This window comes from Segatella copri, assembly GCF_009494835.1.
In the GTDB taxonomy this organism is placed as follows: domain Bacteria; phylum Bacteroidota; class Bacteroidia; order Bacteroidales; family Bacteroidaceae; genus Prevotella; species Prevotella copri_F.
On sequence record NZ_VZBE01000087.1, the window covers coordinates 83,764 to 101,931 of the forward strand.

The following is an 18,168-nucleotide window of genomic DNA, read 5'->3' on the forward strand; positions in this document are numbered from 1 at the left end:
ACAAAATTCCTATTGTTTTAAGGCGTTTTATCACAAAATTCCATGCTTTTCTCTCTTCGCTATCACATTATTCCCTATTCGTTATACTTTTTTAATCTCTCTTTTTATCCGATTTCAGAAAAAAGATGTACTTTTGCCGCTCAATTCATGAAAGACAGGAATTTGGTTATACAAAAACATTATTAAGGAAGCAAAGGACTTCTGTTATATTTTATAGTATGGACAAGAATGAGAGAATATATAACGAGCAAGAGATGCCCGCAGAAACGAAAAAGAATCATTCCGCTGATGCGGATAGAGTAAAGGAAGTATATAAGGTGACGATAGCGGGAAGCATCATCAATGTGGTGCTGCTCGTACTGAAGTTTGCTGCAGGTATTCTCGGACATTCTGCAGCCATGATAGCGGATGCCATCCACTCGCTCACCGATTTCGCCACAGATGTGGTGGTACTGGTATTCGTAAAACTGGGCAATAAGCCAATGGATAAGGACCATGATTATGGTCATGGCAAATACGAGACGCTTGCCACAGCCATCATCGGCATTTCGCTCTTCGTGGTGGGTGTGGTGATCTGTTATTCTGGTGTTTCCAAGACCTATCGTGCCATCTGCGGCGAGACACTCCAGCAGCCGGGCGTTGTAGCCTTGCTTGCTGCCATCGTAAGTATCGTGATGAAGGAGTGGGCTTATCAGTTTACGGTAAAAGCCGGAAAGAAATATCATTCCGAGGCTGTAGTGGCGAATGCCTGGCATCATCGCAGCGATGCTTTATCGAGTATCGGAACGATGTTTGGTATTGGTGGCGCCATCATCCTGGGAGAAAAATGGGCGGTGCTCGATCCGCTTGCAGCCATCATCGTGAGTGCCTTTATCATCAAGGCTGCCTGGGGACTGGTGATGCAGTCTGTGAAAGAACTGACGGATGCCAGTCTTCCGGAAATGGAGGAAGATGAAATTCTGAAGGTTGCGAACGAAGAGCAGGGAGTAGGAGAGATTCATAACCTGCGTACCCGTCGCATCGGAAACAAGATTGCGATAGAAATGCACGTCCGTATGCCGGGTTCTCTCTCGCTTTATGAGGCACATGAGCATGCTACTCATATAGAAACAAAACTGAAGCAGCACTTCGGTGCAGATACCCATGTGGGAATCCATCTCGAACCGATAAAAGTGAACGGAAAATATCAGAAACCGGAATAACTGAAATAAAAGGAAATAGCCGGAATAAAAGAAAACGAGCCTTGACGGAAGGAAGAAACCTCCATCAAGGCTCGTTTTTTTATTTGATATCCGAATCGTGTTTCGGATATTTATCATCTTTTGGGATGATTATTATCTGATTATATTATCGGCCGAGATTTACGCTGGCTCCTGCCATAATCCACAAACCTGGCTGCTTAACAGCTGTGAGGTCGTAGTAGCGGTGGCAAGTGATGTTGTCGGCTTTCACGAAGATATTGTATTTCTTCTCGTCCCACATCAGTTTGCAATCTACCTTGGTATATGGATGATAGCCATTCATTCTCTGCTGCCATCTTACGCTCCACGAAGCTGAAAGCTTGTTCCAAATCTGATGATCCAGACCGAATACAGCCTTGTGCTTGAGATACTCCAATGCATAGAGTGATTTCAGAATGTTTGTCTCGGTCTTATGATCCTGATAGATGTAAGCATAACCCAACTTGATGCGGGTGATGAAACTGTTTAGTACCAATTCTCTCATGTAGATAGTAGCATCTACGTTGTAGCCCATGTTGTTGAGCTTTCCGATGTTCATCACGTGATACTTATGGTCAGCCAATTCCGTTTCTGAAGTCTGAACCCAGTCAATCATGTTGGTGCCGTGTGCGTAGAATCCGCTTACGGTTGCGGCAAAACCAGTCTGGCGATATTGAGTTCCCACCTTGAAGGTTGAGTTCTTCTCCGGGTTTAGACTGATGTCGCCCTGCTGCACCGCATTACTTATGTATAAGTCGGTGTAGGTAGGCATTCTCAATGCCTTGTTCCAGGAAGCGTAGAACTTCCAGTTGTCGTTAGGACGATAACTCATATCCACACCAGGATAGAAGCGGAAGTCGTTGTCCAAACCGGTATTCTTGTTAGCCAAGACACCAGCCGACAAGGTGAAACCACCGAAGATGAAGTTGTGCTCCAACATGATGTTGGTGTTGGTGCGTTCACCCTTTCGGGTATATTGACGGTCGGAACCCGAAATATCCTTATAGTCTTTCTCTGTGAGTTCTTCGCCCAATGCAGTAGAGTAGATGCACTCCTTGCTGATGTCGAAACCAACCGCAGTCTTACCCAAAGCCCAAGCCACGTTGGCATTCAGTCCACCACCATAAACATCGAGGTCGTGATAGTTTTCGCCTGTCTGAGTTCCACGAATCAGCTGATAGTGATCCTTGAATTTGTTATAATAGAATTGAGGCGCAATCTCCCAGGTCTTCTCCTGGTTATGCAGACTCAGATTGAGCGAAGCCAGACCGTGGTCTGTCTTCTCATATTGGTTGTTATATTTGGCGCTGTAGAAAGTATTGGCACCATAGCTTTGGGTAGCGATACCCAACTGGGCGATGATGTCAAAACGCTGGTCGTAAGAGAAAGAGAGATTGCCGTAGCCCTGTCCCTTCTCGAAGTCGCTGTTCTCCGTGCCGCCATCCGAGCGCTTGTAGCCTCCGCTTACGGAATAAGCCTGGGTCCACTTGCCCGTTTCAAAAGCCGTCTGCACACGTCCCTGTGCTCCGAAACTTCCAAAGCTTCCGCCTTCTACACTTGCAGATACCCCCTTACTCTTAGCCTTCTTGGTTACGATGTTGATGGCACCATTGAAGGCTGAAGTTCCGAATAAGCGCGATGCTGCCCCCTCGAGCACTTCGATGTGGTCGATGTCAGCAAGAGCTACAGGAAAATCAGAAGCATTGTGACCAGTCTGAGGATTGGAAATGTTGACGCCATTCAAGAGAATGGTAATCTGGTCGAAGGTTCCACCATTGATGGAGATATCCGTCTGAACACCAAAGCCACCACGCTGACGGACATCCACGCCGGTAGCTAATTTCAATACATCGTTGATAGTCTGCGCAGCCGCACGATGAATATCGTCGCGGGTAATGACAGACACAATCTTAGGTGACTGCTCTACAGTCATCGGCGCACGAGATCCGGTAACGCTCACCGCATCCAGCTCGTAAGCCTTTCCGCCCTTGTAGAGGGTAGAATCAACCTTGGCTCCTTCTGTGCTTACGCCTGCAGCCTTAGCATGGCTCAGGGTAGCAACGCTGAGTGCACCAACAAGTACCTCTCTTCCCAAAACTGCGAAGAGTGAGTAATTCTTGTTAGAGAATCGGTTGAACTTCAAGCTGTTGCGCTTGTTGAAAATTGTTTTGTACATTAAATAAAATGTTTATAAATGAATAATAAATCGAAGCCTTCCGCCTTCCCGGCTTTCGGCATTCGGGGTGCAAAGGTACTGCCTTTTGGGCAACTGACAAAATAAAATGTGAATTATTTTTTCAACTGCCGATGCAAAGTTAATGTAAATCAAGGTCGGTTTCCTACCTCACAAATCGTATTCAATTCAGCCTTCTTGTGGCATAAAAAAGTATTAATTAGGCATAATCCTCAATAGGGTGATGCGATTTTCTTAAAGAAACATTCGCTTTTTCAGATTATTCTTGTATCTTTGCAGTTGATATGGGCAGCATTCTGCAATCAGAATACTGCTGTCGCAATTTTATGGTAATTAGAAATTAAAAAGAAAGGAACAGATAAGATGGAAAAGATCAACGTAAAAGAACTGAATGACAACGTCTTCGAGACTATTGGTAAGGAGTGGATGCTGGTATGTGCCGGCAACAAGGATCATTTCAATATGATGACCGCCTCTTGGGGCTGTTTGGGATGGCTTTGGAACAAGCCGGTGGCTGTGGTCTTTATCCGTCCGGAGCGTTTCACCCACGGCATCATCGAGGAGAATGAATTCATGACTCTCTCTTTCCTCGGCAACAGCGAGGAGGCTCGGAAGATTTATAGCTTCTGCGGCTCTAAGAGCGGACGCGATTTGGATAAGGTGAAGGAAACAGGATTGACTCCTGTGGAAACCGATAACGGCTGCATTGGCTTCGAGCAGTCACGACTCACCCTGGAATGTCGCAAACTTTATAAGGACAGTATGACCGCCGAGAAGTTCCTCGACAAGGACCTGCTCCAGTGGTATGGTGCCAAGGGTGGATTCCACGATGTTTATGTTGTGGAGATTACCAATGCTTATAAAAAGTAAAAATTAAAATATGGCTCAAGAACAAACAGCAATTCGTGAACGCCAGAAAACCAGGCTCAAGGAGCCGGGGCGTTACGTGGTAATGATGTTCAACGACGACTTCACACCGATGGACTTCGTGGTAGAAATCCTGGAATCCATCTTCTTCAAGTCGCAGGCTGAGGCTGAAGCAATCATGCTCAAGGTTCATCACGAAGAGAAAGCCGTGGTGGGCACCTACAGCTATGACATCGCCAAGAGTAAAGTGGAGAAAGCGATGGAGAAAGCCCGTACGCAGAAGTTTCCGCTTAAACTCACTTATATGCCGGAATAGGCGTTGATTTCGGGGAAATATCCCCAATATATGCTAAGAAAAAGAAAGGAAAAAATAGAATGGACAGTATGGGATTGACCCGATATATGAGTGTTCTGATGGACGATGCCATGAAGCAAGCCCGGTTCTTCGACCACGAGTTCGTGATGCCCGAGCACATGCTGCTGGCGTTGCTCAGGCAGTATGCATTCTGTCAGGCGCTGCAGGAAGAAGGCGTAGACAGCCTCAAGATGCACGAAGACTTGGTGGAATGGCTCGCCAAGCAGGAGCGTGTGCCTGAAACCATCAAGTATCTGCCAGAGCCGTCATCGCTCTTCAAAACCATGTTTGGAACGGCGTGCGCCCTGGCTGCTGCTGCCGACAGACAGCTGGTGAATGTACCCCATTTTGTGCAGGCGATGTTTGGCTTGCAGAATTCAGAAGCCGCCTTCCTGCTGTGCAAGAATGTGGGCGACCGGCAGGGCGAGTTTCTGGCGAGCGTTGACAGTTATTATCCTATTGGAGAAGATACTGGAGAGGCTGGCATGGGCATGGGAGCAGACTTTGATGATGACGATTATGCCAACGAGTATGACGACGACGAGGAAGAAGGCAGAAGACAGGTTGTACAGGATTGGCATCAGCTGGTTACCTGTATTTCTGACAAGGTAGAAGAGCACAATCCGCTCATCGGAAGAGAACAGGAACTGGACAGAACCATCCAGGTGCTCTGCCGTGCCGAGAAGAACAATCCGCTCCACATCGGAGAAGCCGGAGTCGGCAAGACTGCCCTGGTTTATGGCCTTGCCAAGCTCATCAATGAGAATCAGGTTCCTGAACGCCTCAAGGGGGCTCGCATCTACGGCATGGATATGGGACAGATGCTTGCCGGTGCCCAATATCGCGGCGACTTCGAGAAACGCATCAAGATGGTGATGGAGGGAGCCGTGAAGGAAGGCAATACCATTATCTACATCGATGAGATTCATAATATGATAGGTGCCGGTCGTGGCTCAGATGGCGGACCTGATGCATCCAATATGCTGAAGCAATATCTGGAGGCAGGCGATATCCGTTTCATCGGCTCTACCACCTACGAGGAATATAACCGTTACATGGCTCAGAGTAAGGGCATCGTGCGTCGGTTCCAGCAGATAGATATCAAGGAACCTACCGAGGAGGAGGCTATCAAGATATTGGAGGGCTTGCAGTATAAATACAATAAGTTCCACAACGTAACCTATCGCAAGGACGCCCTGGAATATGCCGTCCGTGCCAGCGCCAAATATATCAGCAACCGCTGTCTGCCAGACAAGGCCATCGACCTGATGGATGAGGCGGGTGCTTATCTGGAGGTGCATCCGGTAGAATCTCGCCAGCGCTCTTATGTTACCAAGTCTATCATCCAGCAGATTCTGATTAAAGTCTGCAAGATTGATGCGGCTGCGATGAAAGATGAGAATAACGATGCTTTGGCTACGCTCCGCCAGCGCATACTCGACAAGATTTACGGTCAGGACAAGGCTGTAGACAAGGTGGTTGAGGCTGTGATGATGGCAAAGGCGGGATTGACAGATGATGACAAACCATTGGCTTCGCTCCTCTTCGTGGGACCTACCGGAGTAGGAAAAACCGAGGTGGCACGGCAGTTGGCCAAGGAACTCGGCATCGAACTGGTACGCTTCGATATGAGTGAATATACCGAGAAGCATACCGTGGCAAAACTTATCGGTTCGCCAGCTGGATACGTGGGTTATGAGGATGGAGGACTTCTGACCGATGCCATCCGCAAGACGCCAAACTGTGTACTCCTGCTCGATGAGATAGAGAAGGCGCATAGCGATATCTACAACATCCTGCTCCAGGTAATGGACTATGCCCGTCTGACTGATAACAAGGGTCAGAAGGCTGATTTCCGTAACGTGATTCTCATCATGACCTCAAATGCCGGAGCACAATATGCTTCACGGGCTAGCGTAGGTTTCAATGGAAACGTAAGTCGTGGCGAAGCGATGCTGGCACAGGTGAAGAAGACTTTCAAGCCTGAGTTTATCAACCGACTTTCCGACATGGTGGTGTTCAACGATATGGATAAGCACATGGCAGAACTGATTCTTGCCAAGAAACTTCGTCAACTCGATGCGAAACTGGCAGCAAAGGGAGTTACCGTAACGTTAACCGATGCTGCGCGTGAACAATTGCTGAAATGGGGCTTTACCAAGGAATATGGTGCCCGCGAGATGGACCGTGTCATCGGTAACCGCCTGAAACCGATCCTGATGAAGGCGTTGCTCTTCGGCAAACTCAAGAAGAGTGGCAAGGCGCATGTCGACTTTGACGGAAAGGAACTGGTGATTAATTATTAGAATGAAAGTCTAGTCAAGAATATTCTTGATAAAAGATAAGCGTATGATATTACAGATAGATGATACTGCGGACGAGATTTACTTTCCCGATCCGCATTATGGCGATGAGGATGGATGCTTTGCGATTGGTGGCGATTTGAGTATCGACCGCCTGTTGCTGGCTTATAGCAATGGCATCTTTCCCTGGTATAGTTTCCGTGACCAGCCTGAAATACTCTGGTTCTGTCCGATGAAGCGTTTCGTCATCTTCCCTGATGAAATCCACATCAGTCATTCTATGCGTACCCTGATGAGAAAGAACCGGTACAGCGTAGGAATCAACGAAGATTTCGATGGCGTAATACGGGGATGCAGCAAGACCAACGGACGGTATTGGGAAGATGGCGCATGGCTGGGCGAGAACATCATCCAGGCATTTACTGCCCTCCATAAGCAGGGCTTTGCGGCGAGCGTAGAGGTATGGGATAATGAAACCGATGAACTGGTGGGTGGACTTTATGGTGTCACCATCGGCAAGGTTTTTATCGGAGAAAGCATGTTCTCCAGGGTTCCGTCAGCTTCTAAGATTGCCCTCATCTTCCTTGCCAGATACTTGCAGGAGCACGGTGGCAAGATGATAGATTGTCAGTTGGAGACTCCTCATCTCAAATCGATGGGGGGCAGATATATTTCTTACGAGGAATATATGAAGATTATGAACGAAGAATAAGAGATGTTCTTCTCGGAATAGAAGAACATCTTCTTTTGAATAAAAAATAAAGGCTAGGTTTCCAGAATCGTGAACCTAGCCTTTGTTATTATCTGGCTTTTTGCTTTTTATTAGAATATCGGTGTGCCGATGCAGCCGTTAGGTGCCTGAATATGCAGCATCGCACAAACGGTAGCGGCAATATCTGTCATATAGTGAGGCTGAGCACTCTCGCCGTGCTGGATGCCCCAACCCATAAACAGGCAAGGAATATGGATATCGTATGGATTCCATGCTCCGTGGGTAGTTCCCTTGCTGCTGTAATAATCGTAGTGACCTGGTTTCAGTACAATCTGAACACCTCCGCTGCGCTCGCGGTTATAACCGTTAATGGCGCGGAACTTCAACTCTTCAGGGATGCTCTCGATAGAGGTCTTCTCCATGTCGAAGGTATAGTGCACGTCCTTGTCTTTCTTCAGTCTGTCTACTACCACCTGCTTGATGGCTGCGTAATCCAGACCGAGTTCCTCGATGATGTCTGTATTGAAGAATACCTGATAGTTCATAATGGTCTTTACTAGGTCCTTGTCGGTGTTGAACTTTGTCTTCAGACTCTTGTTCAATTCATCTACCAGTCCCTTCTTGTTCCAGATGCCGGCAGGGATTCGTTGATCCTGCAGGAAGGTAGCGTTGTTCACGCCTCCATGGTCGGCGGTGAGGAAGGTGAGATAATTTCCCTTGCCCACGGTCTGGTCGAGATAAGTGAAGAAATCTGCCAATGCCTTATCTAATCTGAGATAGCAGTCTTCTGTTTCGATGGCGTTCACGCCCACCTGATGACCGATGTAATCGGTGCTGGAGCAGCTGATGGTCAGCAAATCAGTATCTGTGTTTCTACCCAGGTTCTCGCCCTCGATGGCAGCCTTGGCAATATCGAAAGTCAGGTTGCAGCCGAATGGGGTACTGCGGAGAATCTTGTAACCATGCTTTTTATATAAGGTAGGCAGGTCGAGTGGCAATACCGCCTTCTCGCCTTCAACAATTCCATTCTCGTAGTTGTTGTCATCGCTGGTGCTCTCCTTGTAGGAATCGATAGGGTAGAGCGTCTCCCATTTCTTGGAAAGATACTTGTTGGGGAGTTTCTGCTTGTTGAACTTGTTCACCCACTCTGGCAACTTATCCATATAGAAAGTACTGGTGATGAACTTGCCCGACTTGTCATCAAACCAGAAAGCGCCATTGGCGTGATGGCCCGCAGGGAGGATGGATGCTCTGTCTTTCAAGGCTACACCAATCACCTTAGAGCGGTTGTTGGTAGCCAGACGGAGTTCATCACCGATGGTGGTTACCCACAGGTTGCGAGGCGACATCTTGCCAGCCTTGCTGTCTGAACCTACCGGGTTGACGGTATCGTCGGCAGTACAATACACTACTTTTCCATCCTTCACGAAGTTATTTCCTGCAATTCCGTGGATGGAAGGAACGGAACCGGTCCAGATAGAAGAGTGGCCGATGGCTGTAACCGAAGGGATATAAGGAATCTTGCAATTTTCTACGCTGAATCCTTCTCCGAGCATTCTCTTGAATCCGCCTTCGCCGTAGCGGGCGTAGTAGCGATAGAGATAATCCCATCGCATCTGGTCGATAACGATGCCTACAACGAGCTTAGGGCGTTGAGGCTGAGCCTGTGCAATGCCGCAGAAGCAGCAGAGCACGAAGATGAGTTTGATAATCTTATTCATAGTCAAAATGTCTTTTTTATACATAACCATTCAGTATTGTATATTGCTATTCGTTTGCAAAGATACAACTTATTTTGGTATTTAACGATAAAAAAGACGATTTTTACCCAAACTTCTCATGGCGTTCAATACAGCCAGTACCGTAACACCTACATCGGCAAAGACAGCCATCCACATGGTGCCGAGACCAATGGTGGCGAGAATCAGTACGGCAACCTTTACTCCGATGGCAAATATCACGTTCTCGTGAGCGATATGAATGGTTCTTCTGGCTATCTTTACGGCAAGGGCAATCTTTCTAGGGTCATCATCCATCAGTACTACATCGGCAGCTTCGATGGCTGCATCGCTACCCAGTCCACCCATGGCAATGCCCACATCGGCACGCTTCAATACAGGGGCATCGTTGATGCCATCGCCTACATAAGCGAGCGTCTTGCCTGCTGGTTTTGTCTTCAGCAGTTGTTCTACATGCGAAACCTTATCGGTTGGCAGCAGTTCTGCACGGCACTCGTCCAGTCCCAGTTTGTGGGCAACATCTTCTCCCACTTCTCTGCGGTCACCCGTCAGCATTACCGTTTTCTCTACTCCCAGTTCTTTCAGCTCTCTGATGGCATGGGCGCTTCCTCCCTTAAGGGTGTCGTTGATCACAATATGTCCCGCATACTTGCCATCAATGGCGACGTGGATGATGGTTCCCACCTGGTTGCAGTCGTGCCATTGGGCACCGATGCTTTCCATCATCTTCTTGTTGCCCACGCAAACCACCTTGCCGTTCACTTTGGCACGGATACCCTGTCCTGCAATTTCCTCTACATCGGTCACCTCGCAGTCATCCGTTGCTTCTTGCGGGAAGGCAGTCCGCAGGGCTGCGCCGATAGGGTGGGTAGTAAAATGTTCAGCATGAGCTGCCAGATGAAGCAGGATTTTCTCCTTGTCAGAATATTCGCCAATATGCACATTATCTGCATCGTGGGATGAATGGTCTGGGCAGGAATCATCAGCATGAACAGCTGCTACGGCAAACTCTCCGTGGGTCAGAGTTCCGGTTTTGTCGAACACAACGGTTCCCACCTTGGCTAAAGCATCCATATAGTTGCTGCCCTTGATGAGAATACCATTCCGGGATGCTCCGCCGATGCCGCCAAAGAAGGTGAGGGGCACGCTGATGACCAGGGCGCAAGGACAGGAAACTACCAGGAATATCAAGGCGCGGTTGAGCCATAATGGGAAGTTCTCGCCAAAGGTTCCTTCGCCGACGATTCCCGTAGCTGCCAGGAATGGAGGAATAACCGCCAGGGCAATGGCTGCGAAAACAACGATAGGAGTATAGACTCGGGCGAAACGGGTGATGAAAGCCTCGCTCTTCGACTTGTTCTTGTCTGCACTCTCTACCAGAGAGATAATCTTAGATACGGTACTTTCGCCAAAACTCTTGGTGGTGCGTACACGAACTACTCCTGAAAGGTTGATGCAACCGGACATGATAGTATCGCCTTCATTCAAATCCCGTGGCATACTCTCACCTGTCAGGGCAATGGTATTCAAGGCTGAGCTTCCCTCAACAACAATACCATCCAATGGAACTTTCTCTCCCGGACGGATTACGATAGTTTCTCCTATCTTGACGTCTTCCGGCGAAACCGACTCTACTTTTCCGTTTCTTTCAACATTCGCTACATCCGGTCTAATATTCATCAGATGCGAAATACTGTCGCGGCTCTTTCCTTCCGCATATCCTTCGAAGAGTTCGCCCACCTGAAAGAAGAGCATCACAAAGACTGCCTCCGGGAATTCTGTATCTGATCCTGGGAAGAATCCGATGCAAAGGGCTCCGATGGTAGCGATAGCCATCAGGAAGTTTTCGTTAAACATATCGCCCTTGGCAATACCTTCTGCAGCTTCGCCCAGCGTCTCATGTCCTATTAATAAATAAGGAATGAGATAGACGAGGAGCAACTGCCAGGTAGCCAGACTGTATTCCTTTTCGATGAAAACAGCGATAATCAGGAGGATGATGGTTGCTCCTATCAGAAAGAGTTTGGATTTCAAACCGCCTTCTTCATGGTGATGGTGGTGGCAACCGCACCCCTGGTGCTCATGTTCTTCTGTGCCGCATGAGCAGTCATGATTGTGCTCATGATGATGTTCGTGAGAATCTTCACAATGGCATTCATGATGATGTTCGTGAGAATGTTTCATTTCTTCCATAATTTTGCAATACTTTTAGTTCTATATAATCAGGAACATTCAGTTCCTTTTTCTATTTCGGTTGCAAAATTACGAAAAGGTTTTTGCAACTTGGTTGCAAAAGCTCCAGTTGCCCTCTTTTTTTCTGTCGGATACGTTTTGTGAAAAAAGAAAAACAGCGGCCTACGATTGCTCGTAAGTCGCTGTAATAGAAGCGTGGACCAGCTAGGGCTTGAACCTAGGACCTCCAGATTATGAGTCTGTTGCTCTAACCAACTGAGCTACAAGTCCGTTGAATTTTTATTAAATTCGAGTGCAAAGATACTAGATTTTGGGCAAATAACCAAATAAAATCTTAAAAATTTTCTTAGAATCAGAAAAATAGCGTATCTTTGCACCAAATTATGTGCGCACACGTGCGTATGTACTTATTAATCGTACAAAAAAGGAAAAGAATTTCTATTCAGAAATGGACATAGACAAAAATAAAAGAATCGGTCTTACCGATGAACAAGTTAAACAGAGTAGGGAACAGCATGGCAAGAACGTGCTTACCCCTCCTCAACGTACTTCATTATGGAAATTGTATTTGGATAAATATCGCGACCCGATTATCCAGATACTTCTTGTGGCGGCTTTTGTATCCCTTATCCTTGCTTTTATCGAAAAGAATTTCATGGAGACCATCGGTATCTTTGTGGCAGTTTTCCTTGCTACTACCGTGGGCTTCTACTTTGAGCGCGATGCTGCCAAGAAGTTTAATCTGCTTACGGCGCTCAGCGAAGAGCAGCCGGTTAAGGTGCGCCGCAATGGTAAGGTGATGGAGATTCCGCGCCACGATGTGGTGGTGGGAGATGTAGTGCTCGTGGAAGTGGGCGACGAGGTGCCTGCCGATGGAGAACTCATCGTCTGCAACGACCTGCAGATTAACGAATCTGCCCTTACGGGCGAACCTGTTGCCGAGAAATCTCTGGAAGGCGGTGGCGATGGTGCCTATCCTCGCAACGTCATCCTCCGTTCTACCATGGTGATGAATGGCAGGGGGGAGTTCGTAGTTACAGCCGTGGGCGATGCTACCGAGATTGGTAAGGTGGCGAAGAAATCTACCGAGCAGACTTCTGTGGAGACACCGCTTCACATGCAGCTCGACAAGTTGGCTAAGATGATTTCCAAGGTAGGCTCTGTAGTATCTGTGGCAGCCTTCTTCATCTTCCTGATTCACGATATCCTCACCAATCCGGCATGGGGCGGCAAGGATTATTTCTATATGGCAGAAATCGTGTTGAAATACTTCATGATGGCTGTTACCCTGATTGTGATGGCGGTGCCGGAGGGATTGCCGATGGCGATTACCCTTTCTCTGGCGCTCAACATGCGAAGAATGCTGAAGTCGAATAATCTGGTGCGCAAGCTTCATGCCTGCGAAACCATGGGTGCGGTTACCGTAATCTGTACCGATAAAACCGGTACGCTTACCCAGAACAAGATGCAGGTGAGTGCCCTGGAACTCAAGCAGGGCGATGAGGCGCTGCTTGATACTGCCATTGCCCTCAATTCTACAGCCGAGTTGAATGACGGCAAACCTATCGGAAACCCTACCGAGTCGGCTCTCCTGCTCTGGCTCGATGCCCAGGGCAAGGATTATGAAGAACTCCGCAAGCAGGTGAACGTGCTCAAGCAGTTGCCTTTCTCTACCGAGAGAAAGATGATGGCAACCTTGGCAGAAGTTGATGGCGAGACCTATCTCTTCGTAAAGGGTGCGCCTGAAATCGTGATGAAGAAATGCATCATCGAAGATAGAATGCAGAGACAGTCAGCCGAAGAACTTGATGAGTGGCAGCATAAGGCTATGAGAACCCTGGCGTTCGCCTATAAGAAGATAGAAGCTTCTATCATGAGAACTTCCAGAACCTCTACTGCCGAAGTGGTAGCGCTTCTCGATGCCAACGACCTTCAGTTGCAGGCCATTGCAGCCATTGCCGATCCTATCCGTCCGGATGTTCCTGCTGCCGTGCAGGAGTGCCGCCATGCGGGTATCGAGGTGAAGGTGGTTACGGGTGATACGGCTGCCACCGCCTTGGAGATAGGCAAGCAGATAGGTGTCTTCGAAGATGAACCTGAGAATATCGGAGCAGATGGCTCTCTGACCTCGCTCGACCAGCAGATGATTACGGGTGAACAGTGGGAGGCTCTTTCTGATGAAGAGGCTTACGAACGGGCAAAGGATATTCGTGTGATGAGCCGTGCCCGTCCTACCGATAAGCAGCGACTGGTGGCCATGCTTCAGAAGCGTGGCGAGGTGGTTGCCGTAACAGGCGACGGTACCAACGATGCTCCGGCGCTTCACTATGCTCACGTGGGCTTGTCGCTGGGTTCGGGAACTTCCGTGGCAAAGGAGGCTTCGGATATGACCCTGCTCGATGATTCCTTCAAGTCTATCGCCAACGCCGTGATGTGGGGACGCTCGCTCTATCGCAACCTGCAGCGCTTCCTCTTCTTCCAGTTGGTAGTAAACGTGGCAGCCCTCCTGCTGGTGCTTGGCGGCTCAGTCATCGGAACCGAGATGCCTCTGACGGTTACTCAGATTCTCTGGGTGAACATTATCATGGATACCTTTGCAGCCTTGGCACTTGCCTCATTGCCTCCATCTCACGAGGTGATGAAGGATAAACCACGCAAGGCATCCGATTTCATCATCAACAAGAGCATCGGTTTCGGCATCCTGTTCTGCGGCATCGTCTTCTTCCTCGTGATGTTTGCCCTGCTGGTTTACTGCGAGCGCAGAGGCAAGGGTGGAGTAGATGTGCATGAACTGACCATGTTCTTCACCACCTTCGTGATGATTCAGTTCTGGAACCTCTTCAATGCCAAGGCGCTGATGAGTCATCACACCGCCTTCCGCCATTTCCTGAAGGATAAGGGAATGATTCTGGTGCTTGTACTGGTATTGGTGGGTCAGTGGATTATCGTAACCTTTGGTGGCGAAATGTTCCGCACCACACCATTGTCGCTCCACGAGTGGCTGCTCATCATCTGCTCAACCTCCGTTGTACTTTGGGCGGGCGAGCTGTGGAGAACTTTTAAGAGAATGATAGCAAAGAGAAGATAATCCATCGGAGTTTTTCTTCTTCTGATATGAATGTTAAAGACAGTCCTTATGAATACAATACATTATAATGATATCGTGCAGTTGCCGCCTTGTGTGGCAACCATCGGTTTCTTCGATGGGGTGCATCGGGGACATCAGTTCCTGATTCATCATCTCGTAGAGACGGCACGAAAGGATGGCTTGCAATCTACCGTCATCACCTTTGATGCGCATCCCCGCAAGGTATTGCAGGCAGATTATCAGCCAGAGATGCTGAGTACGCTCGACTCCAAGCTGCTGCTGCTTTCGAAGACGGAAGTGGATAATGCTGTGGTGCTGCATTTCGACAAGGCGATGGCTGCCATGTCGGCAAGAGAGTTCATGCAGCAGGTGCTCCACGACCATCTCAACGTAAGGAAACTCTTCATCGGCTACGACCATCGCTTCGGTCACAACCGCGAGGAGACTTTCGAAGATTACGTGCGCTACGGCAAGGAGATGGGCATCGAGGTAATCAGGAACGAAGCCTTCCAGATAGACGGCATCAACATCTCTTCTTCTGTAATCCGCTCTTTCCTGAAAGAGGGAGAAGTGGAGATGGCAGCCCGGTGCCTCGGTTTCCCTTACACCCTCATCGGAAAGGTGGTGAACGGATTCCATGAAGGCAGAAAGCTCGGTTTCCCTACTGCCAATCTCGACATCTCTCACTTCGGACAGCTGATTCCTGCCCCTGGTGTCTATGCCGTAAGGGTAAGACTGGAGAATTCGGTGGAATGGAAGCGGGGAATGATGAATGTGGGCAATCGCCCAACCTTCAATGGCAGACAACTGACGCTAGAGACGCACATCTTCAATTTCGACGGGGATATTTATGACCAGCTCTTGCTCGTAAGCTTCGTGAAGCGAATAAGGGGCGAACAGAAGTTTGACAGTCCCGAGGAGTTGGCGGCGCAGCTGAAAGAGGATGAGCAGACCGTGCTGGATCTCTTTGAAAAGGAAGCGGAATGATAGCGAGAATGCTATTAACTATAAACGATTAATTATAAACAGTAAAAGCAATGGCAAAGATTAATTTAAAGAGAGGTTTGACGGATATCGTCCTCTACCTGATTATATTTATAGTAGTACAGATTATCGTGATGTATGCTGGTGCAGGAATCTGGGCGGGCATTAAGGGCGAAGGTTACCAGGCAACGCTCCTGGCTATCAGTTCGGGCAGCAATCCTATCCTGATGGCGCTTACCTCAGCGTTCAGCAACGTTATCACCCTCGTCATCTTCCTGAAGACGAAGTGGACACCGCTGACCCGCGATTATCTGCTTTCCAAGCCTTGGGTAACGCTTCTCTGGGTGGCATTGTTCGCCCTGGGAACCATCATTCCTCTGGAGTTCATATATGAGCAGATAGGCATCGAGATGGACGAGAATGCCGAGCAGATACTCGCATCGCTCATGAAGGAGCCTTGGGGCTATGTGGCTATCGGCGTTCTGGCGCCTTTTGCTGAGGAGGTTGTGTTCCGTGGAGCCATTCTCCGCACCCTGCTGGGTCTTATGAGCAAGAAGAACCATTGGGTAGCCATCATGATTTCGGCTGCCATCTTCGGTCTGGCTCACGCCAACGTAGCGCAGTTTGTCAATGCCCTCCTGCTGGGCTTACTCCTGGGTTGGATGTATTATCGCACCAAGAGTCTTGTTCCGGGCATCCTGCTCCACTGGGTGAATAATACGATGGCGTATGTCCTGTCCAATATCATGCCTCAGAGCGATGGCAAGCTCATCGACCTCTTCCATGGCGATGAGAAAACCATGTATTATGCCATAGGCTTCTCTCTCTGCATCATGATTCCAAGTTTCATACAGCTGGTTATCAGATTAAAGAAGGTGAAGGCTTAAGAGATAAATAAACGAGTAAAAAGGTTACCTGGATGGGTAGCCTTTTTTCAGATATATAACCGGATAGATAAGTAGATTTTATGAAGATAATAGAAAGCAGCATTATAGGAAAGAAGAGCCAGGAGGCTTGTGAGGATGGAATGGTTGTAACCGATGATTTCATCGCTGTGATAGATGGCAGTACGAGCAAGACGCCGAAGCATCTCAATCCTGATATGAAGAACGGAAGATACGCCATGATGCTTATCTCGGAGTATATCCGGGAGGAACTGAAGGCGGATGCCTCGGTAGATGATTTCTGCCAGGGCGTGACAGCCTATATATATAATAAGGTATATGAAAAACTAGGGGTGGAAGAACGGTTGAAGGAGCATCCGGAAGAGCGGCTTACCGCCTCGGCTATCCTTTATAGCCGGACAAGGAATGAAGTCTGGATGGTGGGCGATTGCCAGGCCATCATCGATGGAAAACTCTATGAGAATGGCAAGCCTTATGAGGAGAAAATTGCCCGTAAGAGGGTAGAGTTGATAGAGCAGGGCCTTTCGCCTGCTGAGGCTAGGAAGCAGATAGAGCCATTGCTTATCAAGGCGATGCTTTCGGGGCAGAACCAGACCTATACGGTTATCGATGGATTTCCTATCTATCGGGAGGGAGTGAAGGTTGTCTCTGTTTCAGATTCTAGTTCTGTTCAGGATTCTGTTCCAGCATCAGATTCTGTCCCTTGCTCTGACTCCGCTTCTGCATCAGATACAATTCCATCTTCTTCCTCCGAGATAGTCTTGGCGAGCGATGGCTATCCGTTCCTGAAGCCAACCTTGGCAGCGAGCGAGGCGGCATTGGCAGAGCAGATTGCCAACGACCCTCAGAACATCCATTCCTTTATTGCCACCAAGGGCATCGTAGAGGGCAATAAGAGCTTTGATGATAGAACTTATATCCGATTTGTTTATTGCCAGTAAATAAAAAGCCGCAAATTTGTTTATTGGCAATAAACAAAATGGCTGATTTCGGCTGAAAAATAAAACACGGACAAATTGAATTTGTCCGGCTTGTTTGTCCGGAAGTTTGTAACTGTCAAATAATCAGGGATTTATAAATCGCCGGACAATTTGTCCGGACAAATTCAATTTGTCCGTGTTATTTTTTTAGCATGAATTTGTAAAGAAAAGCAAGGATTTCCATCCGGTAGGCGATGTATTCCCAAGAAGAAAACGATGACTTCTGCCCCGAGAAACGGTGAGTTCTGGAGGAGAAAACTATGAGTTAGTATTTTTAACAAAAGGGGCAAAGGGTTAACAGGTTAACAGTTAACAGCTGTTTTTTGCATCCTCCCCCTCTCCTATACCTTAATATTATATATAAATATATATACTTATTATTATATGTGAGTGGGGGGAAAGTAGGCATTTTGGGCTGTTAACTGTTAACTCTGTTAACCCCCATCAGGAAAACCACCCTTTCAAGTCCTCCTTCTTAAGCTAGCCAGGAGCCTTATATGAAGGCAGGCAAGAGTCATCTATGATGACCGGCAGAAGGCTTAAATGAAGCCTCGCAGTGGCGATAAATTGAGCCACTTGTGTATCCTTTATCATACGCTTGCGTGCAAAATATATAAAATAAGTAAGG

Annotated in this window: 12 protein-coding genes and 1 tRNA gene; 9 read left to right on the forward strand and 4 right to left on the reverse strand. The window is 48.1% G+C overall.

Annotated elements, in window-relative coordinates:
* Nucleotides 1-218 precede the first annotated feature (218 nt).
* Entirely contained in the window at nt 219-1,202 is a 984-nt protein-coding gene (locus F7D47_RS13035) for a cation diffusion facilitator family transporter (RefSeq protein ID WP_437181619.1), read from the forward strand.
* A gap of 145 nt (nt 1,203-1,347) precedes the next feature.
* On the opposite strand, the gene F7D47_RS13040 is transcribed toward F7D47_RS13035, so the two are convergent.
* Nucleotides 1,348-3,396: a TonB-dependent receptor plug domain-containing protein gene (locus F7D47_RS13040; protein WP_153085270.1), complete on the reverse strand. Its 2,049-nt coding sequence runs from the start codon at nt 3,394-3,396 to the stop codon at nt 1,348-1,350.
* A 381-nt stretch (nt 3,397-3,777) separates the two neighbouring features.
* On the opposite strand from F7D47_RS13040, the gene F7D47_RS13045 reads away from it, so the two are divergent.
* The 4 genes from F7D47_RS13045 to aat all read left to right on the forward strand — a co-directional run bounded on the left by F7D47_RS13045 (nt 3,778) and on the right by aat (nt 7,651).
* Nucleotides 3,778-4,284, forward strand: a complete 507-nt coding sequence (locus tag F7D47_RS13045) for a flavin reductase family protein (RefSeq protein WP_153085269.1) — start codon at nt 3,778-3,780, stop codon at nt 4,282-4,284.
* A 10-nt stretch (nt 4,285-4,294) separates the two neighbouring features.
* Nucleotides 4,295-4,597 carry an ATP-dependent Clp protease adaptor ClpS gene (locus tag F7D47_RS13050; protein WP_006849241.1) on the forward strand — a complete coding sequence of 101 codons (303 nt, stop codon included), beginning with the start codon at nt 4,295-4,297 and terminating at the stop codon, nt 4,595-4,597.
* A 110-nt stretch (nt 4,598-4,707) separates the two neighbouring features.
* Nucleotides 4,708-6,942: an AAA family ATPase gene (locus F7D47_RS13055; protein WP_420377554.1), complete on the forward strand. Its 2,235-nt coding sequence runs from the start codon at nt 4,708-4,710 to the stop codon at nt 6,940-6,942.
* 43 nt (nt 6,943-6,985) lie between these two features.
* Nucleotides 6,986-7,651: a leucyl/phenylalanyl-tRNA--protein transferase gene (gene aat, locus F7D47_RS13060; RefSeq protein WP_117694924.1), complete on the forward strand. Its 666-nt coding sequence runs from the start codon at nt 6,986-6,988 to the stop codon at nt 7,649-7,651.
* A 110-nt stretch (nt 7,652-7,761) separates the two neighbouring features.
* Here aat and pafA read toward each other — a convergent pair whose 3' ends face one another.
* From pafA to F7D47_RS13075, 3 genes are all read right to left on the reverse strand, one after another.
* Complete coding sequence (gene pafA / locus F7D47_RS13065; protein WP_153083701.1) at nt 7,762-9,372, reverse strand: alkaline phosphatase PafA; 1,611 nt, start codon at nt 9,370-9,372, stop codon at nt 7,762-7,764.
* Nucleotides 9,373-9,453: 81 nt separating this feature from the next.
* Nucleotides 9,454-11,424: a heavy metal translocating P-type ATPase gene (locus F7D47_RS13070; protein WP_153085317.1), complete on the reverse strand. Its 1,971-nt coding sequence runs from the start codon at nt 11,422-11,424 to the stop codon at nt 9,454-9,456.
* Between the two features lie 355 nt (nt 11,425-11,779).
* A tRNA-Ile gene (locus tag F7D47_RS13075) sits at nt 11,780-11,853 on the reverse strand.
* A gap of 178 nt (nt 11,854-12,031) precedes the next feature.
* Between F7D47_RS13075 and F7D47_RS13080 the strand changes: the two genes are divergently transcribed.
* The 4 genes from F7D47_RS13080 to F7D47_RS13095 all read left to right on the forward strand — a co-directional run bounded on the left by F7D47_RS13080 (nt 12,032) and on the right by F7D47_RS13095 (nt 17,501).
* Nucleotides 12,032-14,671: a calcium-translocating P-type ATPase, PMCA-type gene (locus F7D47_RS13080; RefSeq protein WP_153085268.1), complete on the forward strand. Its 2,640-nt coding sequence runs from the start codon at nt 12,032-12,034 to the stop codon at nt 14,669-14,671.
* Between the two features lie 48 nt (nt 14,672-14,719).
* A complete protein-coding gene (locus F7D47_RS13085; RefSeq protein ID WP_153085267.1) occupies nt 14,720-15,658 on the forward strand; it encodes a bifunctional riboflavin kinase/FAD synthetase in 939 nt (312 codons plus the stop codon).
* A gap of 50 nt (nt 15,659-15,708) precedes the next feature.
* Nucleotides 15,709-16,542: a CPBP family intramembrane glutamic endopeptidase gene (locus F7D47_RS13090; RefSeq protein WP_153085266.1), complete on the forward strand. Its 834-nt coding sequence runs from the start codon at nt 15,709-15,711 to the stop codon at nt 16,540-16,542.
* Between the two features lie 80 nt (nt 16,543-16,622).
* Nucleotides 16,623-17,501 carry a hypothetical protein gene (locus F7D47_RS13095; RefSeq protein WP_153085265.1) on the forward strand — a complete coding sequence of 293 codons (879 nt, stop codon included), beginning with the start codon at nt 16,623-16,625 and terminating at the stop codon, nt 17,499-17,501.
* Nucleotides 17,502-18,168: the final 667 nt, after the last annotated feature.

Excerpts from the sequence above, each read along its gene's own strand:
- F7D47_RS13035 (WP_437181619.1), top strand. The coding sequence starts at position 219 with ATGGACAAGAATGAGAGAATATATAACGAGCAAGAGATGCCCGCAGAA.
- F7D47_RS13040 (WP_153085270.1), bottom strand. The coding sequence starts at position 3,396 with ATGTACAAAACAATTTTCAACAAGCGCAACAGCTTGAAGTTCAACCGA.
- F7D47_RS13045 (WP_153085269.1), top strand. The coding sequence starts at position 3,778 with ATGGAAAAGATCAACGTAAAAGAACTGAATGACAACGTCTTCGAGACT.
- F7D47_RS13050 (WP_006849241.1), top strand. The coding sequence starts at position 4,295 with ATGGCTCAAGAACAAACAGCAATTCGTGAACGCCAGAAAACCAGGCTC.
- F7D47_RS13055 (WP_420377554.1), top strand. The coding sequence starts at position 4,708 with ATGAAGCAAGCCCGGTTCTTCGACCACGAGTTCGTGATGCCCGAGCAC.
- aat (WP_117694924.1), top strand. The coding sequence starts at position 6,986 with ATGATATTACAGATAGATGATACTGCGGACGAGATTTACTTTCCCGAT.
- pafA (WP_153083701.1), bottom strand. The coding sequence starts at position 9,372 with ATGAATAAGATTATCAAACTCATCTTCGTGCTCTGCTGCTTCTGCGGC.
- F7D47_RS13080 (WP_153085268.1), top strand. The coding sequence starts at position 12,032 with ATGGACATAGACAAAAATAAAAGAATCGGTCTTACCGATGAACAAGTT.
- F7D47_RS13085 (WP_153085267.1), top strand. The coding sequence starts at position 14,720 with ATGAATACAATACATTATAATGATATCGTGCAGTTGCCGCCTTGTGTG.
- F7D47_RS13090 (WP_153085266.1), top strand. The coding sequence starts at position 15,709 with ATGGCAAAGATTAATTTAAAGAGAGGTTTGACGGATATCGTCCTCTAC.
- F7D47_RS13095 (WP_153085265.1), top strand. The coding sequence starts at position 16,623 with ATGAAGATAATAGAAAGCAGCATTATAGGAAAGAAGAGCCAGGAGGCT.